The following is a 24,833-nucleotide window of genomic DNA, read 5'->3' as shown; positions in this document are numbered from 1 at the left end:
GATGATCTACCCCATCCGCCTTTACGGGGACCCGGTGTTGCGCAAAAAAGCCCGGCCCGTCCAGGATTTTCAGGGCCTCAAGAAGCTTGCCGAGGATATGCTGGAGACCATGTTTGAGGCCCGGGGAGTGGGCCTGGCCGCACCCCAGATTGGGCTTTCCCAGCGCTTCTTTGTGGCGGTGGAGTACGCCGACGAGCCCGAGGGGGAGGAGAGGCCCCTCCGCGACCTGGCGCGCCGGATTTACGTGGTAGCCAACCCGGTGATCACCCACCGGGAGGGGGAGGTGGAGGGGCTGGAAGGCTGCCTCTCCCTCCCTGGCCTCTACGCTGAGGAGGTACCCCGGGCGGAGCGGATCCGGGTGGAATACCAGGACGAGGAGGGAAGGCCCCGCGCCCTGGAGCTGGAGGGGTATATGGCCAGGGTCTTCCAGCACGAGATTGACCACCTGGACGGTATCCTCTTCTTCGAACGCCTGCCCAAGGCCAAGCGGGAGGCCTTCCTGGAGGAAAACCGGGCGGAGCTGGCCCGGATGCAGAAGGAGGCCAGGGCGCTTTTGAAGGAGCTTTCCCAGGGATGAGGGTGGCCTTCTTCGGCACGCCCGCCTGGGCGGTGCCGGTTTTGGATGCCCTAAACCGCCACCACCAGGTGGTCCTGGTGGTTACCCAGCCGGATAAGCCCAAGGGCCGGGGCCTGAAGCCCGCTCCCAGTCCGGTGGCGGAGTACGCCTTGGCCCACGGGCTTCCCCTTTTGAAGCCCGAACGCCTCAAGGGGAACCGGGAGTTTCTGGAGGCCTTTAAGGCCGTGGCCCCGGAGGTGGCGGTCACCGCCGCTTACGGCAAGATCCTTCCCAAGGAGGTCCTCGAGGTTCCCCCCTTGGGGTTCTTGAACCTCCATCCCTCCCTTCTTCCCAAGTACCGCGGCCCGGCCCCGGTGCCCTGGGCCCTCATCCGGGGGGAAAGGGAAACCGGGGTGGCCATCATGAAGACCGAGGAGGGCCTGGACACCGGCCCCCTTTACGCCCTCTGGCGCACGGAGATAGGCCCCGAGGAGGATGCGGTGGCCCTTTCCGAGCGCCTGAGGGATAAGGGCATTGAGCTTCTCCTTTGGGTGCTGGACAACCTTCCCCACCTCACCCCCACGCCCCAGGAGGGCGAGCCCTCCTATGCCCCTCTCCTCATCAAGGAGGAGGGGCGTATCCGCTTTGCAGATAGCGCCCAGGCCATCTACAACCGCCACCGGGGGGTGCAGCCCTGGCCGGGAAGCTACTTCTTCCACGGGGGCAGGCGGGTGAAGGTCCTGAGTATGCGCCCCGAGCCGGGGGCGGGGGAGCCTGGGGTGGTGCTGGGGGTGGACCGGGAAGGGGTCTTGGTGGGTACCGGGGAGGGAGCCATCCGGCTTTTGGAGGTCCAGCCCGAGGGAAAACGCCCCATGCCCGCCGCCGACTGGGCGCGGGGGTATGGGGTGGGGCCGGGTACCCGCTTGGAATGAGAAGATTCCCCAACCTGGTTTAGCCGGGTTGGGGCCTTAAAACTCCTCGTCCCACTCCACGATGGTTTCGCTGGTGAGGGTGGTGGCGGATGGCCTTTGGTCTTGGGTGGTGATTACCTCCCGCCCCCGCTCTTTGAGAAGGCCGAACTGGGCGGCGATGCCCCTGAGGCCGGCCCCGGCGAAGGCAACAACGAGGAAGGCGGAGATTCCCCAGGCCAGGTAAGGCACCAAGCCTTGGGCAATGGAGAGGTTGGCCAAAAGGCCCAGGATGGGCAAGCCCCCGTACTCCGCCAGGATGGAACCCATGTAGGAAAGCCCTTCTGCCAAAATGGGGAGAGCTAAGAAGAGGAAGGCTAGTCCCAGAAGCGTCCAGTACACATTTCTGCCGCCGAAGGTGATCCAACCCAAATAAAGGGGGAAGAAGGCCAGGGCCGATGCGAGGAGGAACAGAATGGCCCGGGGAATACCTAGGAGGAAAAGCTGAAGCTGGACCTGCAGGGTGTGCCAAGGACCCAGGGAACTTCCCAGAAGGCGTTCTTCGATTTCCTGAATCTCGCCTAGAAGAACGGTGAAGTCCACCGTGCGCAAGCCCACTGCGTTTTGCATGGCCAAAAAGAGACGGTCGGCACGTTCGGCCAGCTCAGGGGCGTAGGCTCCCACCACCGGATAGACCTTCAGGCGAAAACGGCTATAGGCATAGCTCAGTTGAGCCCGGGCTCGGTTGTACTGGCCCGCTTCGGTATAAAGCTGGGCCTGGGCGAGGCTACTGCGCACCTCGTCCAGAAGGTCCAGCCAGTTGATCAGACTGGGGATGGCCAGGCGTTGCAAAGTCTCGCCTATGCGGGTAGCGGCCTGAGGATCCAGGCGAAGGAGGCTGACTTCCTCCCGGATCTCCTGGGGAAGGGGGCTTTCTGCCGGGGATACTTGACCGGATGAAGGGGCAGGGGGGGAGGGCGGGGAAGCCGCTGGAGGCGTGGTGGAGGGTTTCCCTGCAGGGGAACCCGTAGGGGATTGGGCTGAAGCGGGTGGAGGTGCGGACGTAGCCATAGGGGAAGGCGCCGCCAGGGTTTGCAGATGCTTCCGCCAGGCCAGGGTCTTTTCCTGCAAATCCCTTACCGAGGGTCGGAAGTCCTCCCCGCTGGAAACCTTGCCCAGCGCCTGGATGAAGTCCTGGGCTTTAAGGGTGCTTTGGGGGCTATCCTGGATCACCAAAAAGCGGGCGTAGGCTCGGGCCAGGGCCAGGTAGGCCTGGGGTCGGGAGCTGGCGGAAAGAGCCTGGCCCAGGTCCTCGGTCAGGAGTTGCAGGTAGCCGGCTTCCAGCCTGCGCTGGGCTTCTTCGGGCGCCAGGTTTTCCGCTCCCTGGGCCAGGGACTGGGGTAGACCGGTGGCCCGGACCAGGCGGGTGAGGTAAGGGGCTTTTTGGCCAGCGGGAGCCTGGAAGAAACCATCGTAAAGGGCCTTACCCAGCAGGTGGCGCACCAGGAGGAGACGGGCCTCGAGGTCCACCCGGCTTTGCCTAAGCACCGCCTGCCGGGCATCCTGCAGGTGCAACAAAGTGGCGTCGCGCAACACGGGGGGAAGCCCCTCGCTTTCCTGGCGCAGAAGGCTTTGCGCCCGGTCCAGGGCGGCAAGGGCCTGGGTGGGGTTTTCCAGGCGCACCTGCTTTAGGGCTTCCTCCAGGCGGTCGTAAACCTGGGGCAGGGGGGCGGCCAAGGCCAGAAGGCCGAGGAACCAGGCTAGGGCTAACCATCGTTTCATCCGCTGACCTCCGCTAGGGATATGAGCCGCCGCAAGGCGTGAAGGAGGCGGCCGATGTTGGCTTCCTTTTTGGCGAGAAGGCCGATGTATCCCTGGGCCAGGGGTCTTAAGGCCACGATTTCCCTCTCCAAAATGGCGTAGAAGACCCCATATCCCTGGCGCCTGAGAAGGGGGTAGGCTAGGTCCAAGGGGACGGGCTCCCCGGAAAAAAGCTCCTCCTTGCCGTTTTTACCCGCCACCACCACCCCCGTCACCCCCTCCAGGCGGGCAAGCCTCTTGGCCAGGTGCTGGCGGGCCAAGGGATCCTCGAGGTCCACGGCCTCCACGGGTAGCTCTTCTTCCCCGGTTTCGGTGGCCTCGGCTTCCGCCACCTGGGAAGCGGCGAGCTCCCTCCATTCCCGGGCCAGGGCCTTAAGCTCGGGGGGCATCTCCCGGAAGGGCAGGAGGCGGCGGAGCTCAGGCCAGAGGGTTTCCTCTAGAAGGTGCGCCCACTCCCCTGGCGAGGTGGGCATCCTCTGGGCCAAGGCCCACCTCAGCAGGTTTTCCGCAGCCCGGGGGGAAACATACCGGCTCAGAACTTCCAAAAGGCTTTCCTCGTTCACCGCCATAGAGGGCACCCTGGGGCTTGCCAATCTGCCCTTCAGAGTGTACCATAACCTCTGCCCGAGGGATCGGGCAAAAGCCGCTGGGGTGTCGTCTAACGGCAGGACAGCGGACTCTGGATCCGCCGGTCGTGGTTCGAGTCCACGCACCCCAGCCAAAACCTGGCCCCATCGACTAGTGGTTAGGTCACCGCCCTTTCAAGGCGGCGGCGGGGGTTCGAGTCCCCCTGGGGTCACCAGAAGCAGTCCGAGCCGCGCGCGGCCCCATCGTCTAGAGGCCTAGGACACGGCCCTCTCAAGGCCGAGACGGGGGTTCGAATCCCCCTGGGGTCACCAGATGCGGCTCGGATTGCCTTTATGCCCGGTCCAGATTTCCCTTGACGGATGCCCCGGGCCTGGGGGAAACTGGATGGGCTATACCCCCACTAGGTATGTGGGGGGTGTAACCTGGACGAAGGAGGAGGGATCCATGGAGTTCACCCTCACGGGGCTTGCGGGAAGCGGGGAAAAGGAGGAGCGGTACGACGTGGTCATCATCGGCGGCGGGCCTGCGGGCCTCACCGCGGGGATTTACGCCGGACGGGCCCAGCTGAAGACCGTCATCCTGGAAAAGGGTCTTCCCGGAGGGCAGATCGCCCAGACCGACGAGGTGGAGAACTACCCGGGTTTCCCCGAGGGCATTTCCGGGCCGGAGCTGGCGAGCCGCATGGTCCAGCAGGCGGAGAAGTTCGGGGCCCGGATCGTCATGGACGAGGTGCTGGGCCTCGAGGCCCAGGACGGAGGTTTTCTGGTGCGGGGGTTTGAGCGCTCCTACTTCGGGCGCGCGGTCATCCTCGCCACTGGGGCCAATCCCAGGAAACTCGGGGTGCCCGGGGAGGAGAAGTTCTATGGCCGGGGGGTATCCACCTGCGCCACCTGCGACGGCTTCTTCTACCGGGACAAGGAGGTGGTGGTGGTGGGGGGCGGGGATGCTGCCGTGGAGGAAGGCCTTTTCCTCACCAAGTTTGCCCGCAAGGTAACCCTTATCCACCGCCGGGATGAGCTTAGGGCCAACAAGGTGGCCCAGGCCCGGGCCTTCCAGAACCCCAAGATGCACTTCCTCTTCTCCCACGTGGTCACCGAGGTTCTGGGGGAGGAGCAGGTGACGGGGGTCAGGCTCAAGAACCTGAAGACGGGGGAGGAGTACGTCTACCCCACGGACGGGGTCTTCGTCTTTATCGGCCACGAGCCCAACACCGGTTTCCTCAAGGGGGTGGTGGAGCTGAGGCCCGACGGTTACGTGGCGGTGCGGGATGAGGTGTTCACCTCGGTGCCGGGGATCTTCGCCGCTGGGGATGTGGCCGACCCCATCTATCGGCAGCTCACCACCAGCGTGGGGGCGGGCACCCGGGCGGCCATGATGGCGGAGCGCTACCTGGCGGAGGCCCACGAGAAGGTAAAACCCTAGGGTCGGGTAGGGTGCGGGGCCTCTCGCTTTTGGGCCTTCTCCTCTGGGGTTTGAGCCTAGCCCAGGCTTCCATCCTTTACCTTCCCCTGGACGACCGTCCTCCCAACTGGGGCCCATGCGCCTGGGAGCGGGTGGCCTGCCCTCCCCGGGAGGTCTACCGGGGGCCTGAGGGGGCCGATCTTGCCGCCTTAAGGGCCTGGCTTTTGGCGAGCCCGGGGGAAAAGCTGGTGGCCAGCCTGGATGCCTTGGCCTATGGGGGGCTCCTGCAGAGCCGCCACCTGGCCTTGCGGGCCGAGGATGCCCTAGCCCGGCTTGGCCCTTTGCTCTCCTGGAAAGTCCGCTACGGAGGGGAACTTCTCCTTTTCGGGGTGGTGCCCCGCTGGGACGCCACCCAGCGGCAGAGAAACCTGGCGGTCCTCGAGGCCTTGGCCTCCTGGCCAGGGCTTCCCGGGGTTTATCTGGAGGCAGTTTGGGACGATGCCCTGCGCAACTCCCCCGCCCCCAGAGAAGCCAGGGCCTTTCCCTACCCCAGCCGGCCCGGGGCGGACGAGGCAGGACAGGTCCTGCTCTTAAGGGCGTTGAGACCAGGCCTAAAGGTGGCGGTGGTTTACGAGGACGAAGCCTTGGCGGAACGCGTCACCCCTTATGAGGGGATTCCCTTACGGGATACGGTGATGGGGCTCCTCCAGAGCGCCCTTGCCCAAAGGGTTTCCCTGGAAGAGGGGCCCGACCTGGTCCTTTACGTGTACGGGGGCCGGAATCCCAGAAAGGCCACCCACGACCTGCTTCGCCTCATGCCCCGTTTTCCCGTGGCCCTGGCGGATCTTTCCCGGGTGAACCGGGGGGATCCTGGCCTCATGGCCTACCTGGTGGGCCTTGGGCTTTACCCTCGCCTTGCCTCCTACGCCTCCTGGGGTACCCCAGCCAACAACCTGGGAAGCGCCCTGGCCCAGGGAGGGCTTTTCCTGAAGGACCCAGAGGGGCGGCTTAGGCGCCTGGCCGAGGCCTACTTCGCCTACTGGTGGGGGGAGGTGGGCCGCCCTTCGGTGCGGGCTCGCTTTCCTGAGCCCTTGCCCGTGGAGGCCCAGGAGGTGGCGGCCCTTTGGCCGTACCTGGAGCTGGAAGGGTACCGGGTGGACCTCGAGGACCTGCGCTTCCCCTGGGAGCGATCTTTTGAGGCCGAGGCTCGCTTGGGTTTGACGACTCTTTCCCTTGAGTTTGGGGGCAGGGCCCGGCCTACCTGGTAAAGTGAAGGGCGTTATGACCCCTGGTCAGCCCGAAGGGCTAGATGGCGTAAGCCTCGAGGCGCGGGAGCTAAGGCGCCTTCAGGCTCTGGCCGAGGCCTGGCGCCTGCTTGCCCCCTTGGAGCGGCCGGAGGAGGTGTACCGGACCGTGGTGGAAACCGCTAAAGCGGCCACGCGAGCGGTATCGGTTCTCCTCTTTCTCCACCGTCCCCATGAGGATGTGCTGGAGCTGGTGGCGGCCCAGGGGTTAAGCCAGAAAAAGGTGGGCTTTAGGCTTCGCCGCGGCGAGGGCATTTCCTGGGTGGTGTTGGAGAAGGGGGAGCCTTTGTATCTGGCGGATGTGACCCAGGATCCCCGGGTCATCTTTCTTTCCGGCAGGCCCCAGCCTGGGGTCTATTTGGGCGTACCCTTGCGGAATGCGGAAGGAAAGGCTTTTGGCGTGCTTTCCATGGACACCGCCGGGGGCGTGGGGGAGATCCTCCCCGAAGAGGCGTTTTGGATCCAGGCCCTGGCGGAGGCGGCGGGTTTGGTGTTAGCTCGCATTGAAGCTCTGGAGCTGGCCAAGGCCGAGGCTGCCCGGGCCCAGGCCCTTCTTGAGCTATCCCTGGCCCTGGAAGCTGCCCGCGACCCTCTTGTCATGGCCAAAGAGGCCTTGGAAACCCTCCTCCGCCTCACTCCCTACCATGCCGGGGCCCTTTACCTTTTTCAGGAAGGGACGGTACGCCCTGCCGTCACAGCAGGCCGTTACCCTCTGGGCTTTACCCAGCTTTACGAGGAATATCCCATCCATTTTGGAGAAGGCCTTTTGGGCCACCCCAGGCTCTGGGAAGGGCCGGTGTATGTGGAAGACTATGCCCAGTTCCCTGGAGCTTTAAGGCCCTATGTAGAAAACGGTCTTCGCTCCGCCCTCCTGGTACCCTTAAGGCCTGAGGGAAGGCGGTATGGGGTTTTGGCCCTGGGCTCTTTTGGGGAGCCGGTCCCTTACCGATCCGAAGACGAAGGGGTTTTGCGGCTGGTGGCGGGCAGACTGGAGGAAGCTCTGGAACGCCTTTCCTACCTAAAAACCCTAAACTATACCCGGGAAGCCGCCCTTAGGGCGTTGGCCCGGGTCCTCGAGTACCGGGACCTGGAAACCAAGGGGCACACGGAGCGGGTGGTGGAGCTGGCCTTGCGCCTAGGGCGGGCGGTGGGCTTTCCGGACCTCGAGGGCCTCCGCCTGGGAGCCTACTTCCACGACCTGGGGAAGCTGGCCCTGCCCGACGAGATCCTTCGCAAACCCACGGTTCTGCACCCCGACGAGTGGCGGGTGGTGAAGACCCATCCCCAGGTGGGCCTGGAAATCCTCAAAAACCTGCCTTTTCTTCCCCAGACTGCCTTGAACGTGGTCCTCTACCACCACGAGCGCTTTGACGGCTCAGGCTACCCCAAGGGCCTGAAGGGGGAGGAGATTCCCTTAGAGGCCCGGATCTTCGCCGTGGTGGACGTCTGGGACGCCTTGGTCTCCCAGCGCCCCTACAAGCCTGCCTGGCCCCCGGAGAGGGCCCGGGAGGAGCTTCGGGCCCAGGCGGGCAAGGGCCTGGACCCTAAGGTGGTGGAGGCCTTTCTCCGGCTGGTCTAGGCCCTACTCCACCGTCACGCTCTTGGCCAGGTTACGGGGCTGGTCCACGTCCCGCCCCAGGAGGACGGCGATCTCGTAGGCCAAAAGCTGGAGGGGCACCACGCTCACGATGGGGGCCAAAAGGGGGTGGACCTCCGGCACGTAGAGCACATCCTGGGCAAGCTTGGCGATCCCCGCATCCCCAAGGGTGGCGATGGCGATCACCTTCCCTCCCCGGGCCCGCACCTCCTGGATGTTGGAAAGGGTTTTCTCGTACAGGGGCCCTTGGGTGGCCAGCACCACCACGGGCAGGTGCTCGTCTATAAGGGCGATGGGCCCGTGCTTCATCTCCCCGGCGGGGTAGGCCTCCGCGTGGATGTAGCTGATCTCCTTGAGCTTCAGGGCGCCCTCATAGGCCGTGGGGGCCTGGACGTGCCGGCCCAGGAAGAGGAAGTCCTGGGCCTGGTGGTACTTCTCCGCCAGGTGGGCGATGATGGGGCGTTTTTCCAGGACCTCCTCCACCAGCCGGGGAAGCTTGCGCATCTCCCGGATGAGTTCCCTGGCTTTTTCCCGGGAAAGAATGCCCCGGCCTCGGCCCAGGTGGACCGCCAGCATGGCCATGGCGGAAAGCATGGCGGTGTAGGCCTTGGTGGAGGCCACCCCGATCTCGGGCCCCGCGTGGATATAGAGCACGTCCTCCACTTCGCGGGTGATGCTGGAGCCCTTGGCGTTGATGACCCCAAGGGTCCTGGCCCCTTTGGCCTTGGCCTCCCTCAGGCCCTCCAGGGTGTCTATGGTCTCCCCGGACTGGCTGATGGCGATGGCCAGGGTCCTTTCGTCCGCCAGGGGATCGCGGTAGCGGTACTCGCTGGCCACGTCCCACTCCGTGGGGATGCGGGCCAGGGCCTCCAGGAGGTACTTCCCGTACCAGCCGGCGTAGCTGGCGGTGCCGCAGGCGATCACGTGGATGCGGTCTATGGCCTTGGGGTCCAGGCTGAGCCCCAGTTCCACATCCCCTTCCTCCTCCCGTAGGCGCCCCCCCAGGGTGTTTTCCAGCACCCAAGGTTGCTCGTAGATCTCCTTCAGCATGTAGTGGGGGAAGCCTCCTTTCTCGGCGGCCTCGAGGGTCCAGTCCACCTCCACGGCCTCCCGGGAAAGGGGGCGGCCCTCCAGGTCCGTGACCACCACCCCTTCCCGGGTGATGCGGGCCAAATCCCCATCGTGGAGGAAGATGACCCGGCGGGTATAGGGGAGAAGGGCAGGCACATCCGAGGCCAGGAAGTTCTCCCCCTCCCCCAGGCCGATGACCAGCGGGCTCACCGTGCGGGCGGCCACCAGCTCCTGGTGGTCCTTGTGAACCGCCACCACCGCATAGGCCCCCCGCACCTCCTTAAGGGCCTCCCTAAAGGCCTCAAAGAGGTCGCCCTGGTACTTTTCCTCTATCAGATGGGCCAGGACCTCGCTGTCGGTATCCGAGGCGAAGCGGTGCCCCCGGGCCCTTAGGGCCTCCTTAAGCTCCAGGTAGTTTTCAATGATGCCGTTATGGATCACGGCGATGGTGCCGTCCTCCGTGGTATGGGGGTGGGCGTTGGGGTCGGTGGGGGCACCATGGGTGGCCCAGCGGGTATGGCCTACCCCCAAGGGGCCTTCCAGGTGCTCCTCTTTAAGAGCCCTTTCCAGGGCGGAAAGCTTCCCCGAGCGCTTCACCACCCTAAGCCCCTCCGGGGTCCGCACCGCTACCCCGGCGGAGTCGTACCCCCGGTACTCTAACCTCCTAAGCCCATCTATCAGCACATCCGTGGCGTTCCGAAAACCGATATACCCCACGATTCCGCACATACGGTACCCGTTTCGGGTGGTAAAGGGACCACCCGGCGACTCCCTTGGACGCCCTGCCCCTCGGTTGTCCCCGTTTCTTAGGCGGGGCTTTCCCTTGGGGCTTTTCGCAGGCGGGCGGGGCGGGCACACCCCGGGCGGCATCCGCGGATTCCTCGATCTTTCCCGGTTTCCCGGTTATCCCCATCTAGGGGTCCGCCACCTCGTCAGGCCCATAGGGCCCCCTGCGCTTCCCGCCTTCCTTCCCTCCGCGTGCGGTTTTCTCCTCCGGCTTCCCACCCCCTTTCCCGGGGGAGTATAGCAGAATCTTAAGGCCCGGTGCTTGACAAGGCCCGGGTGAGGCTTTTATGATAGCGGCGGACGCAAGGTAGAAGCCGTTTGTAGAGCTTGGTCTTGCGTCCCGGAAGGCACCTTTTGGGGAGGAAACGCGGAAACTCGCCCAAAAGGACGCTTCCGAAACCCTAAAGGGGGTGTAAGGAAGTATGAAGAAAAGGCTAGTGATGCTACTGGCAGGGCTTTTGACCGTCCTCTCCATGGGATTCGGTCTAGCCCAATTCTCCGATGTGCCCGCGGGGCACTGGGCCAAGGAGGCGGTGGAGGCCCTGGCGGCCAAGGGGCTTGTCATTGGCTTCCCCGATGGCACCTTCCGGGGCAACGAGAACCTCACCCGCTACCAGGCGGCCCTCATCATCTACCGCCTCCTGCAGCAGATTGAGGGGGAGCTCAAGGCCAAGGGTGAGTCCCCCACCATGAAGGCCATGTCCTCCGAGGACCTCGAGGCCCTGAAGAACGCCGTGCAGGAGCTGGCCGCCGAGCTTGCCGCCTTGGGGGTTAGGGTCTCCGCCCTCGAGGACAGTGCCGCCACCAAGGAGGACATCGCCCGCCTCGAGGCCATGATCCAGGAGCTCAAGGCCCAGCCGGCCCCTGAGCCCGGCATGGACCAGGCCGCCCTCAAGGACCTGGCCGAGCGGGTGGAGGCCGCCTCCATCGCCGCCGACACCGCCTTGGCCCAGGCCCAGCAGCTCGCCGAGCAGCTGGATGCCCTGGCCCAGGATGTGGAGGGGGTGAAGGGCGACGTGGCCGCCCTTTCCACCCAGGTGGAGAGCAACGCCCAGGCTATCCAGGCCCTCAATGAGCTCGCCGTCCTCCTCAACCAGGATGTCCTCAGCCTCCAGGACCGGGTGACCGCCCTGGAGAAGGGTCTGGCGGACCTTCAGGGTGTGGACTTCAAGCAGTTTGCCACCAAGGAGGACGTGGCCGCGGTCCAGGAGTTCGCCGCCGCCCTCCGCTCCGACCTGGTCTCCCTCTCGGAGAAGGTCAGCAAGCTGGAGTCCCAGGTGGCCGACCTCTCCAAGGTGCAGTACTCCATCAAGGGCTCCCTCTCCGCCACCTACGGCACCACCACCTCCACGGGTCAGGCCTTTGATGTGGACCGCCTCTTCCCCGGCAACGCCTTCTCCACGGGGGTCTTTGGTCGCACCACCTCGCCCGTTCAGAATGGGGACATCCAACCTTTCAGCAACCTCTCCAAGGGAAGCGCCTCCCTCACCTTCAGCGTGAAGAACAACGCCCCCGCGGCCCAGGGGGTGGCGGTGAGCGAGGCCAGCGCTACCCTCAATGTGGATGCCTTCACCGGTGCTTTCGCCAACGTGCCCACCATCTACTTCAACGCCGCGAGCGTCAAGGGCTCGGTGGACGGCCAGCCCTTCAGCGTGACCTATAGCCGTAGGAACAGCGCCTTCAAGTTCAACGACTACCTCTTTGCCAACGACAAGGACACCGATGATTCGGCCCCCGGTGCGGCCAACCCCCGCCAGGGCGTGGTGGCCACCTTCTCCGGCACCAAGTTCCCCCTTGCCCCCGAGGTGACCGTGGTGGCCGGGGTTGCGGGACTTGGTGCGGATCTCATCCCGGCGCTTAACGGGAACTACTTCGGCATCCGGACCGCCTTTAAGCCCTTCTCCGCCTTTAACCTGGCCCTGAACTACGCCACCAACCTGGGCAACAGGTCCGCCATCGGTGCGGATGGCGGTTTAGAGGTGGGTCCCTTTAGCCTTAAGGGTCTCTGGGTGTCCTCGCAGACGCCGGGGGCCCCCGTGGCCAACTTCTTTAACAACACCCTTTCCAACTGGGCCTACTATGCTCAGGGCGAGGCCAAACTGGGGCCCGTGAGCCTCTCCGCCAACTACCATGCGGTGGATCCTCTCTATGCGGATGGCAAGGCCGGCATGTCGGAGAACGAGGACACCACCTACTACCAAGGGGTCAAGGCCGGTGCGCCTTACGGTGCTAACACCCGGGGCTTTGGCCTCCAGGTTTCCGCTGGGGTAGGCCCGGTGAGCATCAAAGGCTATCTGGAATCCGAAGGGAATTACGCTCTTGGTGCAGGTAGCGTAAACGATGCCTGGGGCGTTGCGGCTACCTTGGGCGGCTTCCGCGGCTTTGGCCTGACCGGCTTCTACAACGCGGCGTTTACGGGTGGTTCCGGTTACCTCAGCTTTACCACTCCCACGGATGCCGTAAACCCTGGCGTCGTTTATTCCTACACCAACGAGAACCAGAAGTACTCCTCCAGCTTCGGGGTTCGCCTGGCCCACGACGGCGCGGCCCAGGACGCCCTCATTCCCACCCTCAACCTCACCGCCCAGTACGCCAACTTCTACGTCAGCGGCTATACCGACATCCAGGTCTACGCCAACCTGGCCAAGCCCTTCAAGCTGGCCTTCCTTAGCCTGAGCCCGGGCTTCCGGTACCATAGCTTTACCCAAGCCACCCCGGGCACGGCTCCTACTGGGGACTACACCACCCTGAAGGCTGGGGTCCAGGTTAGCACCGACCCAATCCTCTTCGGTCTAGCCTTAGACGGGGCGGTTTCCTACCGCGAGACCGATTACGCGGGTAACGGGAAGGGGGTAACTCGTCGCACCACCACCAACGAGCTCTATTGGCGGGCTGGCGTGAAGATCAGCGACTTCCTGGCCCCCAAGGTGAACGTGAGCGCGGCCTACGCCCACTACAAGGGGGATCAGCTGGCGGGTGCTGGGCTGCCCACGGTGGGCTCGGGCAACCAGGCCTTTAACTTCGCCCGCGACCGGGTCTACCGTTCCCCTGACCCCATCGGTGGGCCTTGGGCGGCTACCCCGGGCACCCAGTCCGGCCTGGTGGAGGGCTTCTACCTGCAGGCGGACTACTACAACCTCAGCGTGGCCTACGGGGAGTTCGTGCTGGACAACCTTACTCGCACGAATCCCTCCTACGGCCGGGGCTTCAAGATCAGCTACAAGGTGGAGTTCTAAGAGCCTTCGCTCTGCCCCCCGCCCCTTTGGGGCGGGGGCTTTTTTTCACCCCAGCCCGGCCTTGCCGGGCCGGGGCTCTATTAAAGGCCGGCAGGAACAGGGATTATACTTTAAAGGATGACCTTCCGCTACCATGGCCCCGCCCCCAAGGGGGACCAGCCCAAGGCCATCCGGGAACTGGTGGAGGCCTTAAGGGATGGGGAGCGCTTCGTCACCCTCCTCGGGGCCACGGGTACGGGGAAGACGGTGACCATGGCCAAGGTCATCGAGGCCCTGGGGCGGCCCGCCCTGGTCCTTGCTCCCAACAAGATCCTGGCGGCCCAGCTTGCCGCGGAGTTTAGGGAGCTATTCCCGGAAAACGCCGTGGAATACTTCATCAGCTACTACGACTACTACCAGCCCGAGGCCTACGTGCCGGGGAAGGACCTCTACATTGAGAAGGACGCCAGCATCAACCCCGAGATTGAGCGCCTACGGCACTCCACCACCCGCAGCCTCCTCACCCGCAAGGACGTGGTGGTGGTGGCCTCGGTCTCGGCCATCTACGGCCTGGGGGACCCCAGGGAGTATAGGGCCAGGAACCTGGTGGTGGAAAGGGGGGCGGTCTACCCCCGGGAGGCCCTGTTGGAGAGGCTTCTGGAGCTGGGCTATACCCGGAATGACCTTGACCTCTCCCCGGGCCGGTTCCGGGCCAGGGGGGAGGTCTTGGAGATCTTCCCCGCCTACGAGACCGAGCCCATCCGGGTGGAGCTTTTTGGGGATGAGGTGGAGCGCATCACCCAGGTCCACCCCGTCACCGGGGAAAGGCTCAGGGAGCTTCCCGGCTTTGTGCTCTTTCCCGCCACCCACTACCTTTCCCCCGAGGGCCTGGAGGGGATTCTGAAGGAGATTGAGAAGGAACTCTGGGAAAGGGTCCGCTACTTTGAGGAAAGGGGCGAGGTCCTATACGCCCAGCGCCTCAAGGAGCGCACCCTTTACGACCTGGAGATGCTAAGGGTCATGGGCACCTGCCCCGGGGTGGAGAACTACGCCCGCTACTTCACGGGGAAGGCCCCGGGGGAGCCTCCCTACACCCTTCTGGACTACTTCCCCGAAGACTTCCTGGTCTTTTTGGACGAGTCCCATGTGACCGTGCCCCAGCTCATGGGCATGTACCGGGGGGATTACGCCCGCAAGAAGACCCTGGTGGACTACGGCTTCCGCCTCCCCAGCGCCCTGGACAACCGCCCCCTTCGCTTTGAGGAGTTTTTGGAGAGGGTGTCCCAGGTGGTCTTCGTTTCCGCCACCCCGGGGCCCTTTGAGCTTCAGCACTCCGGGCGCATCGTGGAGCAGATCATCCGCCCCACGGGGCTTCTGGATCCCCTGGTGGTGGTGAAGCCCACGGAGAACCAGATCCTGGACCTCATGGAGGGGATCCGGGAAAGGGCCCAAAGGGGAGAGCGCACCCTGGTCACCGTCCTCACGGTGCGCATGGCGGAGGAGCTCACCGCCTTCCTGCAGGAGCATGGGGTAAGGGCCCGGTATATGCACCACGAGCTGGATGCCTTTGAGCGCCAGGCCCTGATCCGGGACCTGCGCCTAGGGCATTTTGACGCCCTGGTGGGGATCAACCTCTTAAGGGAGGGCCTGGACATCCCCGAGGTTTCCCTGGTGGCCATCCTGGATGCCGACAAGACGGGCTTCCTGAGGAGCGAGCGAAGCCTCATCCAGACCATAGGCCGGGCGGCGAGGAACGCCCGGGGAGAGGTTTGGCTCTATGCGGATACCCTCTCCGAGGCCATGCAGAAGGCCATTCAAGAGACCAACCGGAGAAGGGCCCTGCAGGAGGCCTACAACCGGGAGCACGGCATCACCCCCATGACGGTGCGGAAGGAGGTTAGGGCCATCATCCGCCCCGAGGAGTACGGGGAGGCTCCCTTGGAGGCCGTTGAGGGGGAGGATCTCAGGGAGCGGATCGCCCAGCTGGAGCTAGCCATGTGGCAGGCGGCGGAGGCTTTGGACTTTGAGCGGGCGGCGAGGCTAAGGGATGAGCTACGGGCCCTCGAGGCCCGCCTCCAGGGGCTAAAGGCCCCCGAGCCCATACCGGGAAGCCGGCGGAAGCGCCGGCGGCGCTAGGCCAGGAGGAGGACGGGGTTTTCCAGGTAAAGGGCCACCCGTTCCAAAAGCTTCCGGGCCAGGGGAGCCTCGAGGCCCGAGGCGGCAAGCACTCCCTTCTGGGAGAGGAAAAGGCTTGGACGACCGGAGTGCACTTCCTCCTCCCCCGCGAAGCAAAGAAGCCCCTCCCCTTCCTCCCCCTCCTGCTGTCGGAAGAGGGCGAGGAAACCGCTCATGGGCCTTACACCCCGCACCGCCTCCCCTGCCACCTGGCCCAGGAGGGGCCTGAGGGGAAGCTCCAGCTCCGCCAGGGCCTTCTCCGCCGCCTTCAGCAGGAAGGGAAGGGGGTTATGGGGCACCCCGTGGGCCTGGTGGAAGGCTTCCAGGGCTGCCTCCAGCCTCCCGGGGTCAAACCGCAGGCGCTGCACCCGCAAGAGGAAGGGAGCAGGAGCCGGGGCGGTGGTTAGGCCCGGGGCCGGGCTGGGCGGAGGGATGGGGGTAGCCGGGGCCGGAGGTTCCGGGGCAGGGAGCGCTTCCTCCAGGGCCTCTAGAGGTTCGGGAGAAGGAGCTTCCTGGGTTTCGCCGAGGAGGAGGTCTTCCTCCAGCTCCAGCTCCTCCGGTTCGGGGGAAAGCGTTTCCTCCTCGGCGGGAAGAAGGAGCTCCTCAAGTTCCTCCTCCACGGGCTCGGGGAGGAGGGTTTCCTCTTCCTCCAGCCCGGAGAGGGAAGGGGCTTGGTCTTCCCGGGCGGGTTCCTCGGCCAGGAGGAGGTCCTCCTCCAGGTCTAGGTCCAGGTCCTCGTCTACCTCCAAAAGGGCGGGCTCGAGGTCCAGCTCCTCTTCCGCCACCTCTTCCACCGCCAGGGTGGGGGCCTTGGGGGGGGTGGGGAGGACGTCCTCCAGGTCCACCCCTTCCCGGTCCAGGACTGCCTGGACCCGCTTCAACTCCTCTTCCGGGGGCAGGGGCGGGGCCTCTTCCGGCATGGGGGGCAGGTCCACCTCCCCGGCCATCACCTTGGCCAGGAAGGCCAGGATATCCCGCTCCACGATGGTGCCCTCGGGGCCGGTGCCCTGGAGCCTGCGCCAGTCAATGCCGTTTTCCTCGGCCAGACGCCGGGCCAAGGGCGTGATCTTGGGTTCGGCCATCTTGGCCCTATGATAACAAAGTGGAAGCCGCTTTCGCTCAACTCCTGGTGGAGTACTGCCTCGAGGCCCAGGCTGGCGATACCATCCTGGTGGAGGCGGAGACCCCGGCCTTGCCGCTTTTGCCCCACCTGAAGCGCCTCCTTTTGCAGAGGGGGGCCTACCCTGTCTTCCGCATAGGCTACCCCGGGGAAGGGCGGGACTTCCTCCTCTACGGGGGGGCTTGGTTGGAGAGGATACCGGAGGTGGAGCGCGCTCTTTATGAGAAAGCGGACAAGTTCCTGCGCATCCTTTCCGCGGAAAACCCCCTGGAGGGAGCCTCCCTGGACCCCGGCCTTTCCCTAAAGCACCAGCGGGCCTGGCGGCCCCTGGCCGAGCTCCGCCTGAACAAGCGCTGGACCCTCACCCTCTACCCCACGGTGGGGTATGCGGTGGGGGCGGGGATGGGGACGGAGGAGTTCCGGGAGTACCTTAAGGGGGCGTTATTCCTGGACCGGGAGGACCCGGTGGGCGCCTGGCGGGCCCTTTCCCGCTTTCAGGAGGCCTTGATCGGGAGGCTTTCCCAGGGCAGGGAGCTTCGCATCCAGGCCCCGGGCACCGACCTCAGGCTTTCCGTGGCGGGGAGGAGGTGGATCAACTCCGATGGCCGGCGCAACATGCCCTCGGGGGAGGTGTTCACCGGGCCCCTCGAGGATTCCGCCGAGGGGGAGGTGCGCTTCAACCTTCCCGCCTTCGTGGGGGGCAGGCGGGTGGAGGGGGTTTACCTGCGCTTTAAAGGGGGCGAGGTGGTGGAGGCCCGGGCGGAGGTGGGGGAGGAGTACCTGCTTGCGGCCTTGGCCACGGATGAGGGAGCCAGGCGGCTTGGCGAGGTGGGGATCGGCACCAACTTTGGCCTCACCCGGCCCACCGGCCTCATCCTCCTGGACGAGAAGATGGGGGGCACGGTGCACCTGGCCTTGGGGCGGAGCTACCCGGAAACCGGCGGGAAGAACCCAAGCGCCCTGCACTGGGACCTGGTGCTTTCCCTAAGGGAAGGAAGCCTTCTTTTGGACGGCGAACCCCTGGTGGAGCGAGGACGCTTCGTGGGCGTTTCTGAACCCCATCCCTTCTAGAGGTCCTTGCGTTCAAAAACCAAGGCCGCCAGGAAGGCGAAGCCCAGGGTGTAGATGAAAAGGAGGGGGAGGCCAAGCCCGGCGGCCTGGGGCCTCAGGTGCAGGTCCAAGTAGGTGGTGAGGAGGAAGGGGGTAAGGGCGGGGAAGGCCACCAGGAGGCGCATGAGAAGCAGGGTGGCCACCGCTGCCAAGGCGCTTGCGGTGGTGGAGAGGAACGCCGCGGCGTAGAGGAGGGCCAAGGCGGCGAGGGGTAAGAGGACGATCCCCGCCAGGAGGTGGGCGGAAAGGAGCTGGCCAAGGGCCTCTTGGGCGCTCAGGAAACCTACCCCGGCGAACCCGCCCTGCCCAAGCCCCGTGCCCCCGTAGAACCCTCCTAGCCCGTGGGGCAGGCCTGCCAGGAGGCTTCCCAGGAAGCTCGCCCCCAAAAGGACGAAGGGATAGAGGAGGGCAGAGAGGAGCTTGGCCAGGATCAGCCGGGTCCGGGGGAGGGGGTGGAGGAGGAGGCTTTTCAAGGTGCCTTGGGCCACCTCGCTTCCCAGGGACTCGCTGGCCGCCATGACCACCAGAAAGGGAAAGAGGAACTCCATCCCCGCCATGAGGCTTAGGGAGACCACCTGCCAGCCCGAGGCCAGGACCAGGCCGTACACCTCCTTGAGCCCCGGGGCCAGGGCCCAGAGGAAGGGGAGGAGGAAGGCCGCCATAAGCCCAAGCTGCACCGAGCGCAGGCGGAAGAGCTTGTACATCTCAAAGAGCCAAAGCCTAAGCATGCTTCACCCTTTCCTGGTAGTACACCCTCAGGTCAAAGCCTTGGAGCTGGAGGGCTTTTACCCGGTACCCCTCGCGGAGAAGGGCCTGAAGGGCGGCCTCGCTATTGCCCTCGAAGAGGATGGCTGGCCCCTGGATCCAGGCCGAGGCCACCTGGGGCAAGGTCTTGAGGAGGGCGAGGGCTCCTTCCAGGGGCTCTGTTTCCAGGCGGTACACCTCCTTCTTCCCTAGGACCACCTCGTCCAAGAGCCTACCTGCCCCCAGGATGCCCACCTTGTGGGCGTAGCGGCTCACCTCCTCGAGGTGGTGGGTGGAAAGGAGCACAGCCACTCCCTCCCGAGCCATCTCCTGCAAGAGGCTATGGACCAGCTCCACCCCCTCGGGGTCCAGGCCACTGGTGGGTTCGTCCAGGACCAGGACCCTGGGCCGGTGCAGGATGGCTGCCGCCAGGCCCAGGCGCTGGCGTTGCCCCAGGGAGTAGCTTCCCACCTTCTGGTCGGCCACGGCCAGGAGCTTAAGCCGGTCCAAGGCTTCGCTGATACGGCTTTCCTCCTTTACCCCGGCCAGGTAGGCCCGCATCTTGAGGTTCTCCCGGCCAGTGAGGTAGGGGTAAAAAGCCGCCGGTGCCTCCACCACCGCCCCCAGGTGGCGCCGGGCTTGGGGATTTCGGTGGACATCCTCCCCCAAAAGGAGGGCCCGGCCCGCCGTGGGGAAGGCCAGACCCGTAACCAGGCGGATCAAGGTGGTCTTCCCCGAGCCGTTGGGCCCTGCCAAGGCATAGACCTCCCCAGGGCGCACCGAGAGGCTGATGCCTACCAGGATGGGCTTGCGCCCGTAGCGTTTGCTCAGGCCCTCTAGCCTTAGGGCTTCCATGGATGCTATACTACCCAAGCCCCCGGTCCAGCGCGACGGTCCGGGCGTGAACCGGGTCAGGTCCGGAAGGAAGCAGCCCTAAGCGCCACGGGTCGGGTGCCGCTGGGGCGCCGGGGGCAGTTATCCACAAGGTTATCCACAGGCCAAAAGAACCCATAAATAGCGGACCCAGGAGCAAAAAGGGCCTTGGGGACGAGGATTTTTCTCACCACCTTTCCTTGGCCTGGATGCGGACCACCCCCTTTTCCACAAGCCGGGCCACCTCCTCCGGCGTATAGCCTGCCTCCCTCAGCACTGCCTCCGTGTGCTCCCCAAGGAGGGGCGGGGGCAGGGAGGGGCTTGCCGGGGTGCGGGAGAGGAAGCGCAAAGGGTTGGCCAAGGTGGGCAGGGGTCCCAGGAGGGGGTGGGGAAGGGTCCAGATGGCTCCCCGGGCCTGGGCCTGGGGGTCTTGGAAGGCTTCGGCCAGATCGTTCACCGGGGCGGCGGGGATGCCCTTCTCCCTGAATCTTTCCAGCCAGTGGGCCCGGGGTTGGATCTTGAGCACCTGGGAAATAGCTTCCACCACCTCCTTTCTTGCCTCCACCCTCTCTGCGTTGGTGGGAAACCGCGCCAGGAGGTCCGGCAGGTCCAGGACCTGGCAAAGCCTGGCGAACTGCTCGTCGTTCCCCACCGCCAAAACCACCCAGCCGTCCGCCGCGGGAAAGGCCCCGTAGGGCACGATCTGGGCGTGGGCGTTGCCCAGGCGTTTGGGGGGGTTGCCCGTGAGAAGGTAGCTTTCCCCCAGGTTGGCCAGGGCGAAGAGGCCCACGTCGAAGAGGGAGAGGTCTATGTGTTGCCCCAGGCCGCTTTTTTCCCGCTCGTAAAGGGCGGAAAGCACCGCCACCGCCCCCATCATCCCCGTCATCACGTCGATCCAGGCCACCCCCACCTTCATGGGGGGCCTTCCGGCTCCCCGGTGACGGACATGATGCCGGTGTAGCCCTGCAAGGCGGCATCGTACCCGGGTTCCTGGGCCCTGGGTCCCGTGTGGCCGAAGCCGGTTATGGAGAGGTAGACCAGGCGCGGGTTAAGCTCCCTCAGGCTTTCATAGTCCAGGCCGTAGCGCTTCAGGTTCCCGGTCTTGAAGTTTTCCACCAGGACGTCGGCCCTTTGGGCTAACCTGCGCACCACCTCCTGGCCCTCGAGGGTCTTGAGGTCCAAGGCCAGGCTCTTCTTGCCCCGGTTCACGGAGAGGAAGTAGGCGCTCTCCCCTTGGACGAAAGGGGGGCCCCAGCCCCGGGTTTCGTCCCCCCAAGGGGGTTCCACCTTGATCACCTCCGCCCCCAGGTCGGCCAGGATCATGGTGCAAAGGGGCCCAGCCAGGACCCGGGAGAGGTCCAGAACGCGGATGCCATCAAGGGGCCTCATGTGGGCATCTTACGCCAGGGGCAGGGGTGGGGGTTTGGGGAAGCTGGGGACATTTTACCCTTGAAGGAGGTTTTGGCTGGGGGTACACTCTCCCCGCGAGGGTCGTATGAGGGCACTGCGCCTAATTGTGGGAGTGGCAGGTCTGGGCTTCCTGCTGGGCATGGGGGGGTATGCCTTTTACCAGGGCAAGGGATGGTCTTACTTGAGCGATAGCCCGGAGGCCTGTGTGAACTGCCATATCATGCGGGACCAATATAATTCCTGGCAACACTCCAGCCATCGCAACTGGGCCAGTTGCAACGACTGCCACATGCCCCACACCTTCCTGGGCAAGTGGACTACCAAGGTGATCAGCGGCCTGCGCCACAGCGTGGCCTTCACCACGGGGCGTTTCCCCGAGCCCATCATGGCCACGCCCCGTAGCCGGGCCATTGCCTTGGAAAACTGCGTGGCCTGCCACCGCCCGGTGGTGGAGGCCATGCTCCTGAGGCCCGGGGTGCACGGCCCTGAGGACCTGAACTGCACCGCCTGCCACGGCAACGTGGGGCACAGGGGGCTGAAGTGATGAGGTGAGGCTATGAAGGGAAGCGGATGGTTGCAGATACTAGGCGTTCTGGCGGTCTTCGTGCTCCTGGGTGTGGGGGTGGGGTATGTGCTGGCCACCATTGTGAAACGCCAGGCGGAGGCGCAGCAGTATCCCCTGAAACTGGTGGAGATCGGGGAGCTGGAGGTGGATCCGGCAGTCTGGGGAATGAATTTCCCCTTGCACTACGATCGCTTTTTGCGCACCCGGGAGGACTACGGGCGTACCGCTTACGGCGGCAGCACCCCGTACGACAAGCTGGAGGCCAGGCCCTTCTTGAAAATCGCATGGGCCAACATGCCTTTCTCCGTGGATTACAAGGAGGAGCGGGGGCACTACTACGCTCAACTGGACCAATTCCACAGCAAGCGCACCACGCAGTTTAAGCAGCCTGGGGCCTGCCTTAACTGCCACTCGGGGGAGTTTCTCAAGCTGGTGGCGGAGATGGGCTGGGACGAGCTCAACCGTACCCCCTACGACCAATTCCGTGAGCGCTTGGCGGCGGGAGGGCATCTTGGGGTGACCTGCGCCGACTGCCACGACCCCAAGACCATGGCCCTGCGCATCACCCGTCCCGCCTTGGAAAACGCCCTCAAAGCGCAGGGCAAGGACTGGCGGCAGGCCTCGAGGCAGGAGATGCGTTCCCTGGTCTGCGCCCAGTGCCATGTGGAGTACTACTTCCTGGGAGAGGGCAAGACCCTCACCCTCCCCTGGTCTAAAGGGCTTACGGTGGAGGCCATAGAGGCCCACTACGATACTTATGGCTTCAAGGACTGGAGCCACGCCCTCACCGGGGCCCCCATGATCAAGATCCAGCACCCCGAGTACGAGCTATTCACCACCAGTGTCCACTACAAAGCCGGGGTGGCCTGCGCCGACTGCCACATGCCCTATATGCGTGTGGGTGGGGTGAAGATCAGCGACCACTGGATCCGCAGCCCCCTTACCAACATCGCCCAAAGTTGCCAGACCTGCCACCGAGTGCCTGAGGAGGAGCTTCTGGAGCGGGTGAGGTCCATCCAGGACCGCACCAAGGAGCTCATCACCACCACGGAAAAGGCCCTGGAGGCGGCCATCACCACCCTGCAGAAGGCCAAGGAAGCCGGGGTCCCTGATGCCAAGCTGGAGGAGGCCCGCAAGCTCCATCGTGCGGCCCAGCTCCGCTGGGACTTCGTAGACGCCGAGAACAGCATGGGCTTCCACAGCCCGCAGGAGGCGGCCCGCATCCTGGCCCATGCCGTGGACCTGGCCCGGCAGGCCCAGCTGGCCGCCGAACGGGCTTTGCGGGAAAAGTAAAACTGGGGATCACCTCCTCTGGCCCGCCCCGAAAGGGGCGGGCTTTTGTATAGTGGAGGCCGTGGTCCGGCTCCTGAAGCACCTCCTGGTCTTTGCCGTCCTTCTCTTCGTGGCGCTTCCCTTCCTCTGGATGGCCTACGCTGCCTTCATGCCCAAGGAGGCGGTGTACTCGGGGGAGCTCTTCTCCAAGGTGGGCTTTAGCCTGGAAAACGTCCAGGGCCTAGCCAAGGAGGGGTTTTGGGGCCGGCTCTTCTTCTCCCTGGGGCTTTCCTCGGGGGTGGTGCTTCTTCAGCTTTTCACCGCCCTTTTGGCCGCCTACGCCTTAAGGGCGGGGCTTGGGCTTCTTCCCTTTTACCTGGTGCTGATGGCCGTGCCCGCCGAGCTCCTCCTGGTCCCCCTCTATGGCATCCTCAAGGGGCTTTCCCTTCTGGACACCTTTTGGGCCTTAGCCTTGCCTTTTGCGGCCAGCCCCTTTGTCATCTACCTGGTTTACCAGGCCATGCGGGGGGTGCCGGAGGAGCTTTTGGAAGCCGCCAGACTCGATGGAGCGGGGCACCGGGTGCTGCTTTTCGGCATCCTTTTCCCCTTGGTGCGGCCCACCTTGGTGGCGGCTGGGGTCCTGGCCTTCGCCGCCCATTGGAACCTGGTGCTCTACCCCCGGGTAATGGTTTCCGACCCCCGGTTCTGGACCCTCCAGACCTGGCTTACGGACCTGCAGCGCAAGTACCCCACCGACTGGGGCCTCCTTTCCGCCGCCGCCCTTTTCTCCGTCCTTCCCATGGCCTTGCTCTACCTTGTCTTTGAAAGGCGGGTGGTGGCTACCTTTGAGGAAGGGCTAAAGGGTTAGCTTCTTCGGAACCGCTCCCTAAGGGCTTTGAGCCTTTCCCGCACCCGTTCTTCCCAGCCTTCCCCCGTGGCCTCAAAGAGGAGGAGGCCTTCTACTCCCTCCGGCAGGTATCGTTGGGCGAAGCTGCCCTCCTTGTCCTCGTGGTAGTAGGCATACCCCTTGCCGTGGCCCAGGGCCCGTTGCAGGCCGGTGGGGGCGTTCCTGAGGTTCAGGGGGACGGGAGCGTGGGGGTGGGCCCCTGCGGCCTCTTCCGCCTTCTTCCAGGCGGTGTAAAGGCTGTTGGACTTGGGGGCCAGGGCCAGGTAGACCGTGGCCTCCACCAGGGCCAGCTCACCTTCGGGGCTTCCCAGGGCCTCGTAGGCCTCCTTGGCCGCCACCGCCAGGCGCAGGGCCAGGGGATCGGCAAGGCCCACATCCTCCACCGCCACCCGTATGAGGCGCCGGGCCAGGTAAAGGGGGTCGGCCCCGGCCTTAAGAAGCCTGGCCAGATAGTAGAGGCTTGCGTCCACGTGGTTTCCCCTGAGGCTTTTGTGAAGGGCGGAGACCAGGTCGTAAAACTGGTCTCCTTCCCGGTCCATGGCGAAGCGTTCGGCTCCCAAGGCCTCCTTCACGCTGCTGGCGTCCACCCGGCCCAAGGAGGCGGCCAGTTCCAGGGTGTTGAGGGCAAAGCGGGCATCCCCTCCGGCAGCCTGGGCCAGGAGGCGGAGGGCTTCCTCCTCAAAAGAGGTCCCCGGGAGGCCCCGGGGGTCCGTGAGGGCCTTCTTGAGGAGGGCGAGGAGGTCCTCCTCGGAAAGGGGCCTTAGGGGAAAGAAGCGGAGGCGGGAGCGGAGGGCGGGGGTGAGCTCAAAGGCGGGGTTTTCCGCGGTGGCCCCGATCAGGGTGAGGAGGCCGGACTCTAGGTGGGGCAGGAGGGCGTCCTGCTGGGTGCGGTTGAAGCGGTGCACCTCGTCCAGGAAGAGGACCAGGCCCCCTTCCCTCCGGGCTCTTTCCACCACCGCCCTTACCTCCTTAACCCCGGCCTCCACCGCGGAAAGCCTTAGGAAGGGCTTGCCCACCCCTTCCGCCAGGATCTGGGCCAGGGTGGTCTTGCCCGTGCCCGGGGGGCCGAAGAGGACCATGGAGGAAAGCCTTTTCGCCTCCAGCATCCGCCTTAAAAGCCCTTTGGGCCCCGTGAGGTGGGGCTGGCCCAGGACCTCGTCCAGGGAACGGGGCCTGAGGCGCTCGGCTAGGGGCTCCATCTCCCTCATGGTGACGACTCCCCGGACTAAAGTCCGGGGCTTCTCGGGGTGTTTCCCTGCGGGAAAGCACGCGGGGTCTCCCCCGAAGGCCCCGTCCGGGCCCAGAAAGACCTTGGCTCCGTATCGGCAGGCGAGCGCAATGCTTCTGGCTCTGCCACGGGTGTTCGTTTGGAGTTTTACCCATCGGACTACCCGATGGAACCCCCTACTC

The 24,833-nt window shown here is 65.1% G+C and carries 18 protein-coding genes, 3 tRNA genes, 1 other RNA gene and 1 pseudogene; 15 read left to right on the top strand and 8 right to left on the bottom strand.

The genetic code is table 11. From position 1 onward, the window contains the following. Nucleotide 1 precedes the first annotated feature (1 nt). Both def and fmt read left to right on the top strand, forming a co-directional pair. Nucleotides 2-577 carry a peptide deformylase gene (gene def / locus F604_RS0103220; RefSeq protein ID WP_015718290.1) on the top strand — a complete coding sequence of 192 codons (576 nt, stop codon included), beginning with the start codon at nucleotides 2-4 and terminating at the stop codon, nucleotides 575-577. After that, entirely contained in the window at nucleotides 574-1,488 is a 915-nt protein-coding gene (gene fmt, locus F604_RS0103215; protein ID WP_019550402.1) for a methionyl-tRNA formyltransferase, read from the top strand. The genes def and fmt overlap by 4 nt, the downstream gene beginning before the upstream one ends. Before the next feature lie 36 nt (nucleotides 1,489-1,524). Here fmt and F604_RS0103210 read toward each other — a convergent pair whose 3' ends face one another. Continuing rightward, nucleotides 1,525-3,246 carry a hypothetical protein gene (locus F604_RS0103210; RefSeq protein WP_019550401.1) on the bottom strand — a complete coding sequence of 574 codons (1,722 nt, stop codon included), beginning with the start codon at nucleotides 3,244-3,246 and terminating at the stop codon, nucleotides 1,525-1,527. Further along, nucleotides 3,243-3,854, bottom strand: coding sequence for a hypothetical protein (locus tag F604_RS0103205; protein ID WP_248644116.1), 612 nt, complete (start codon nucleotides 3,852-3,854; stop codon nucleotides 3,243-3,245). The genes F604_RS0103210 and F604_RS0103205 overlap by 4 nt, the downstream gene beginning before the upstream one ends. Before the next feature lie 78 nt (nucleotides 3,855-3,932). Here F604_RS0103205 and F604_RS0103200 point away from each other — a divergent pair. The 6 genes from F604_RS0103200 (at nucleotide 3,933) to F604_RS0103175 (ending at nucleotide 8,157) form a co-directional block, all read left to right on the top strand. Further along, nucleotides 3,933-4,006 (top strand) — tRNA-Gln (locus tag F604_RS0103200). A gap of 6 nt (nucleotides 4,007-4,012) precedes the next feature. After that, nucleotides 4,013-4,087 (top strand) — tRNA-Glu (locus tag F604_RS0103195). A 21-nt stretch (nucleotides 4,088-4,108) separates the two neighbouring features. Beyond that, nucleotides 4,109-4,184 (top strand) — tRNA-Glu (locus F604_RS0103190). A gap of 133 nt (nucleotides 4,185-4,317) precedes the next feature. After that, a complete protein-coding gene (trxB, locus tag F604_RS0103185; protein ID WP_026328936.1) occupies nucleotides 4,318-5,295 on the top strand; it encodes a thioredoxin-disulfide reductase in 978 nt (325 codons plus the stop codon). 11 nt (nucleotides 5,296-5,306) lie between these two features. Continuing rightward, on the top strand, nucleotides 5,307-6,542 hold the full coding sequence (locus tag F604_RS0103180; protein WP_019550399.1) for a DUF4127 family protein: 1,236 nt from the start codon (nucleotides 5,307-5,309) through the stop codon (nucleotides 6,540-6,542). A 13-nt stretch (nucleotides 6,543-6,555) separates the two neighbouring features. Then, complete coding sequence (locus F604_RS0103175; RefSeq protein WP_019550398.1) at nucleotides 6,556-8,157, top strand: HD domain-containing phosphohydrolase; 1,602 nt, start codon at nucleotides 6,556-6,558, stop codon at nucleotides 8,155-8,157. 3 nt (nucleotides 8,158-8,160) lie between these two features. Here the strand turns inward: F604_RS0103175 and glmS are convergent, their stop codons facing one another. After that, entirely contained in the window at nucleotides 8,161-9,975 is a 1,815-nt protein-coding gene (glmS, locus tag F604_RS0103170; protein WP_019550397.1) for a glutamine--fructose-6-phosphate transaminase (isomerizing), read from the bottom strand. 479 nt (nucleotides 9,976-10,454) lie between these two features. Between glmS and F604_RS0103165 the strand changes: the two genes are divergently transcribed. Together F604_RS0103165 and uvrB are read left to right on the top strand one after the other, a co-directional pair. Next, nucleotides 10,455-13,268 carry an S-layer homology domain-containing protein gene (locus F604_RS0103165; protein ID WP_019550396.1) on the top strand — a complete coding sequence of 938 codons (2,814 nt, stop codon included), beginning with the start codon at nucleotides 10,455-10,457 and terminating at the stop codon, nucleotides 13,266-13,268. Nucleotides 13,269-13,385: 117 nt separating this feature from the next. Next, nucleotides 13,386-15,383: an excinuclease ABC subunit UvrB gene (gene uvrB, locus F604_RS0103160; RefSeq protein ID WP_019550395.1), complete on the top strand. Its 1,998-nt coding sequence runs from the start codon at nucleotides 13,386-13,388 to the stop codon at nucleotides 15,381-15,383. On the opposite strand, the gene F604_RS0103155 is transcribed toward uvrB, so the two are convergent. After that, nucleotides 15,380-16,504, bottom strand: a complete 1,125-nt coding sequence (locus F604_RS0103155; RefSeq protein ID WP_019550394.1) for an E3 binding domain-containing protein — start codon at nucleotides 16,502-16,504, stop codon at nucleotides 15,380-15,382. The two genes, uvrB and F604_RS0103155, sit on opposite strands and share 4 nt — an antisense overlap. Nucleotides 16,505-16,524: 20 nt before the next feature. On the opposite strand from F604_RS0103155, the gene F604_RS0103150 reads away from it, so the two are divergent. Continuing rightward, nucleotides 16,525-17,613 carry an aminopeptidase gene (locus tag F604_RS0103150; protein ID WP_019550393.1) on the top strand — a complete coding sequence of 363 codons (1,089 nt, stop codon included), beginning with the start codon at nucleotides 16,525-16,527 and terminating at the stop codon, nucleotides 17,611-17,613. On the opposite strand, the gene F604_RS0103145 is transcribed toward F604_RS0103150, so the two are convergent. Continuing rightward, nucleotides 17,610-18,380, bottom strand: a complete 771-nt coding sequence (locus F604_RS0103145; RefSeq protein WP_019550392.1) for an ABC transporter permease — start codon at nucleotides 18,378-18,380, stop codon at nucleotides 17,610-17,612. The two genes, F604_RS0103150 and F604_RS0103145, sit on opposite strands and share 4 nt — an antisense overlap. Beyond that, the gene (locus tag F604_RS0103140; RefSeq protein WP_019550391.1) at nucleotides 18,373-19,251 is read right to left on the bottom strand and encodes an ABC transporter ATP-binding protein; all 879 of its coding nucleotides are present in this window, start codon (nucleotides 19,249-19,251) and stop codon (nucleotides 18,373-18,375) included. The genes F604_RS0103145 and F604_RS0103140 overlap by 8 nt, the downstream gene beginning before the upstream one ends. Nucleotides 19,252-19,270: 19 nt before the next feature. Here F604_RS0103140 and ffs point away from each other — a divergent pair. Further along, an RNA gene (gene ffs / locus F604_RS12550) (signal recognition particle sRNA small type) lies at nucleotides 19,271-19,371 on the top strand. An 85-nt stretch (nucleotides 19,372-19,456) separates the two neighbouring features. Here the strand turns inward: ffs and F604_RS11845 are convergent. Continuing rightward, a pseudogene (locus tag F604_RS11845) lies at nucleotides 19,457-20,592 on the bottom strand (CaiB/BaiF CoA transferase family protein). Between the two features lie 172 nt (nucleotides 20,593-20,764). Here F604_RS11845 and nrfH point away from each other — a divergent pair. From nrfH to F604_RS0103115, 3 genes are all read left to right on the top strand, one after another. Next, nucleotides 20,765-21,223, top strand: coding sequence for a cytochrome c nitrite reductase small subunit (gene nrfH, locus F604_RS0103125; RefSeq protein WP_026328935.1), 459 nt, complete (start codon nucleotides 20,765-20,767; stop codon nucleotides 21,221-21,223). 12 nt (nucleotides 21,224-21,235) lie between these two features. Further along, entirely contained in the window at nucleotides 21,236-22,537 is a 1,302-nt protein-coding gene (locus F604_RS0103120; protein ID WP_019550387.1) for an ammonia-forming cytochrome c nitrite reductase subunit c552, read from the top strand. Nucleotides 22,538-22,598: 61 nt separating this feature from the next. Then, nucleotides 22,599-23,384 carry a carbohydrate ABC transporter permease gene (locus tag F604_RS0103115; RefSeq protein ID WP_026328934.1) on the top strand — a complete coding sequence of 262 codons (786 nt, stop codon included), beginning with the start codon at nucleotides 22,599-22,601 and terminating at the stop codon, nucleotides 23,382-23,384. Here the strand turns inward: F604_RS0103115 and F604_RS0103110 are convergent. Continuing rightward, nucleotides 23,381-24,631: a replication-associated recombination protein A gene (locus F604_RS0103110; RefSeq protein ID WP_019550385.1), complete on the bottom strand. Its 1,251-nt coding sequence runs from the start codon at nucleotides 24,629-24,631 to the stop codon at nucleotides 23,381-23,383. The genes F604_RS0103115 and F604_RS0103110 overlap by 4 nt on opposite strands. Nucleotides 24,632-24,833 lie beyond the last annotated feature (202 nt).

It is taken from the genome of Thermus scotoductus DSM 8553, from assembly GCF_000381045.1.
Taxonomy (GTDB): domain Bacteria; phylum Deinococcota; class Deinococci; order Deinococcales; family Thermaceae; genus Thermus; species Thermus scotoductus.
This window is presented reverse-complemented; position numbering and strand designations above follow the sequence as displayed.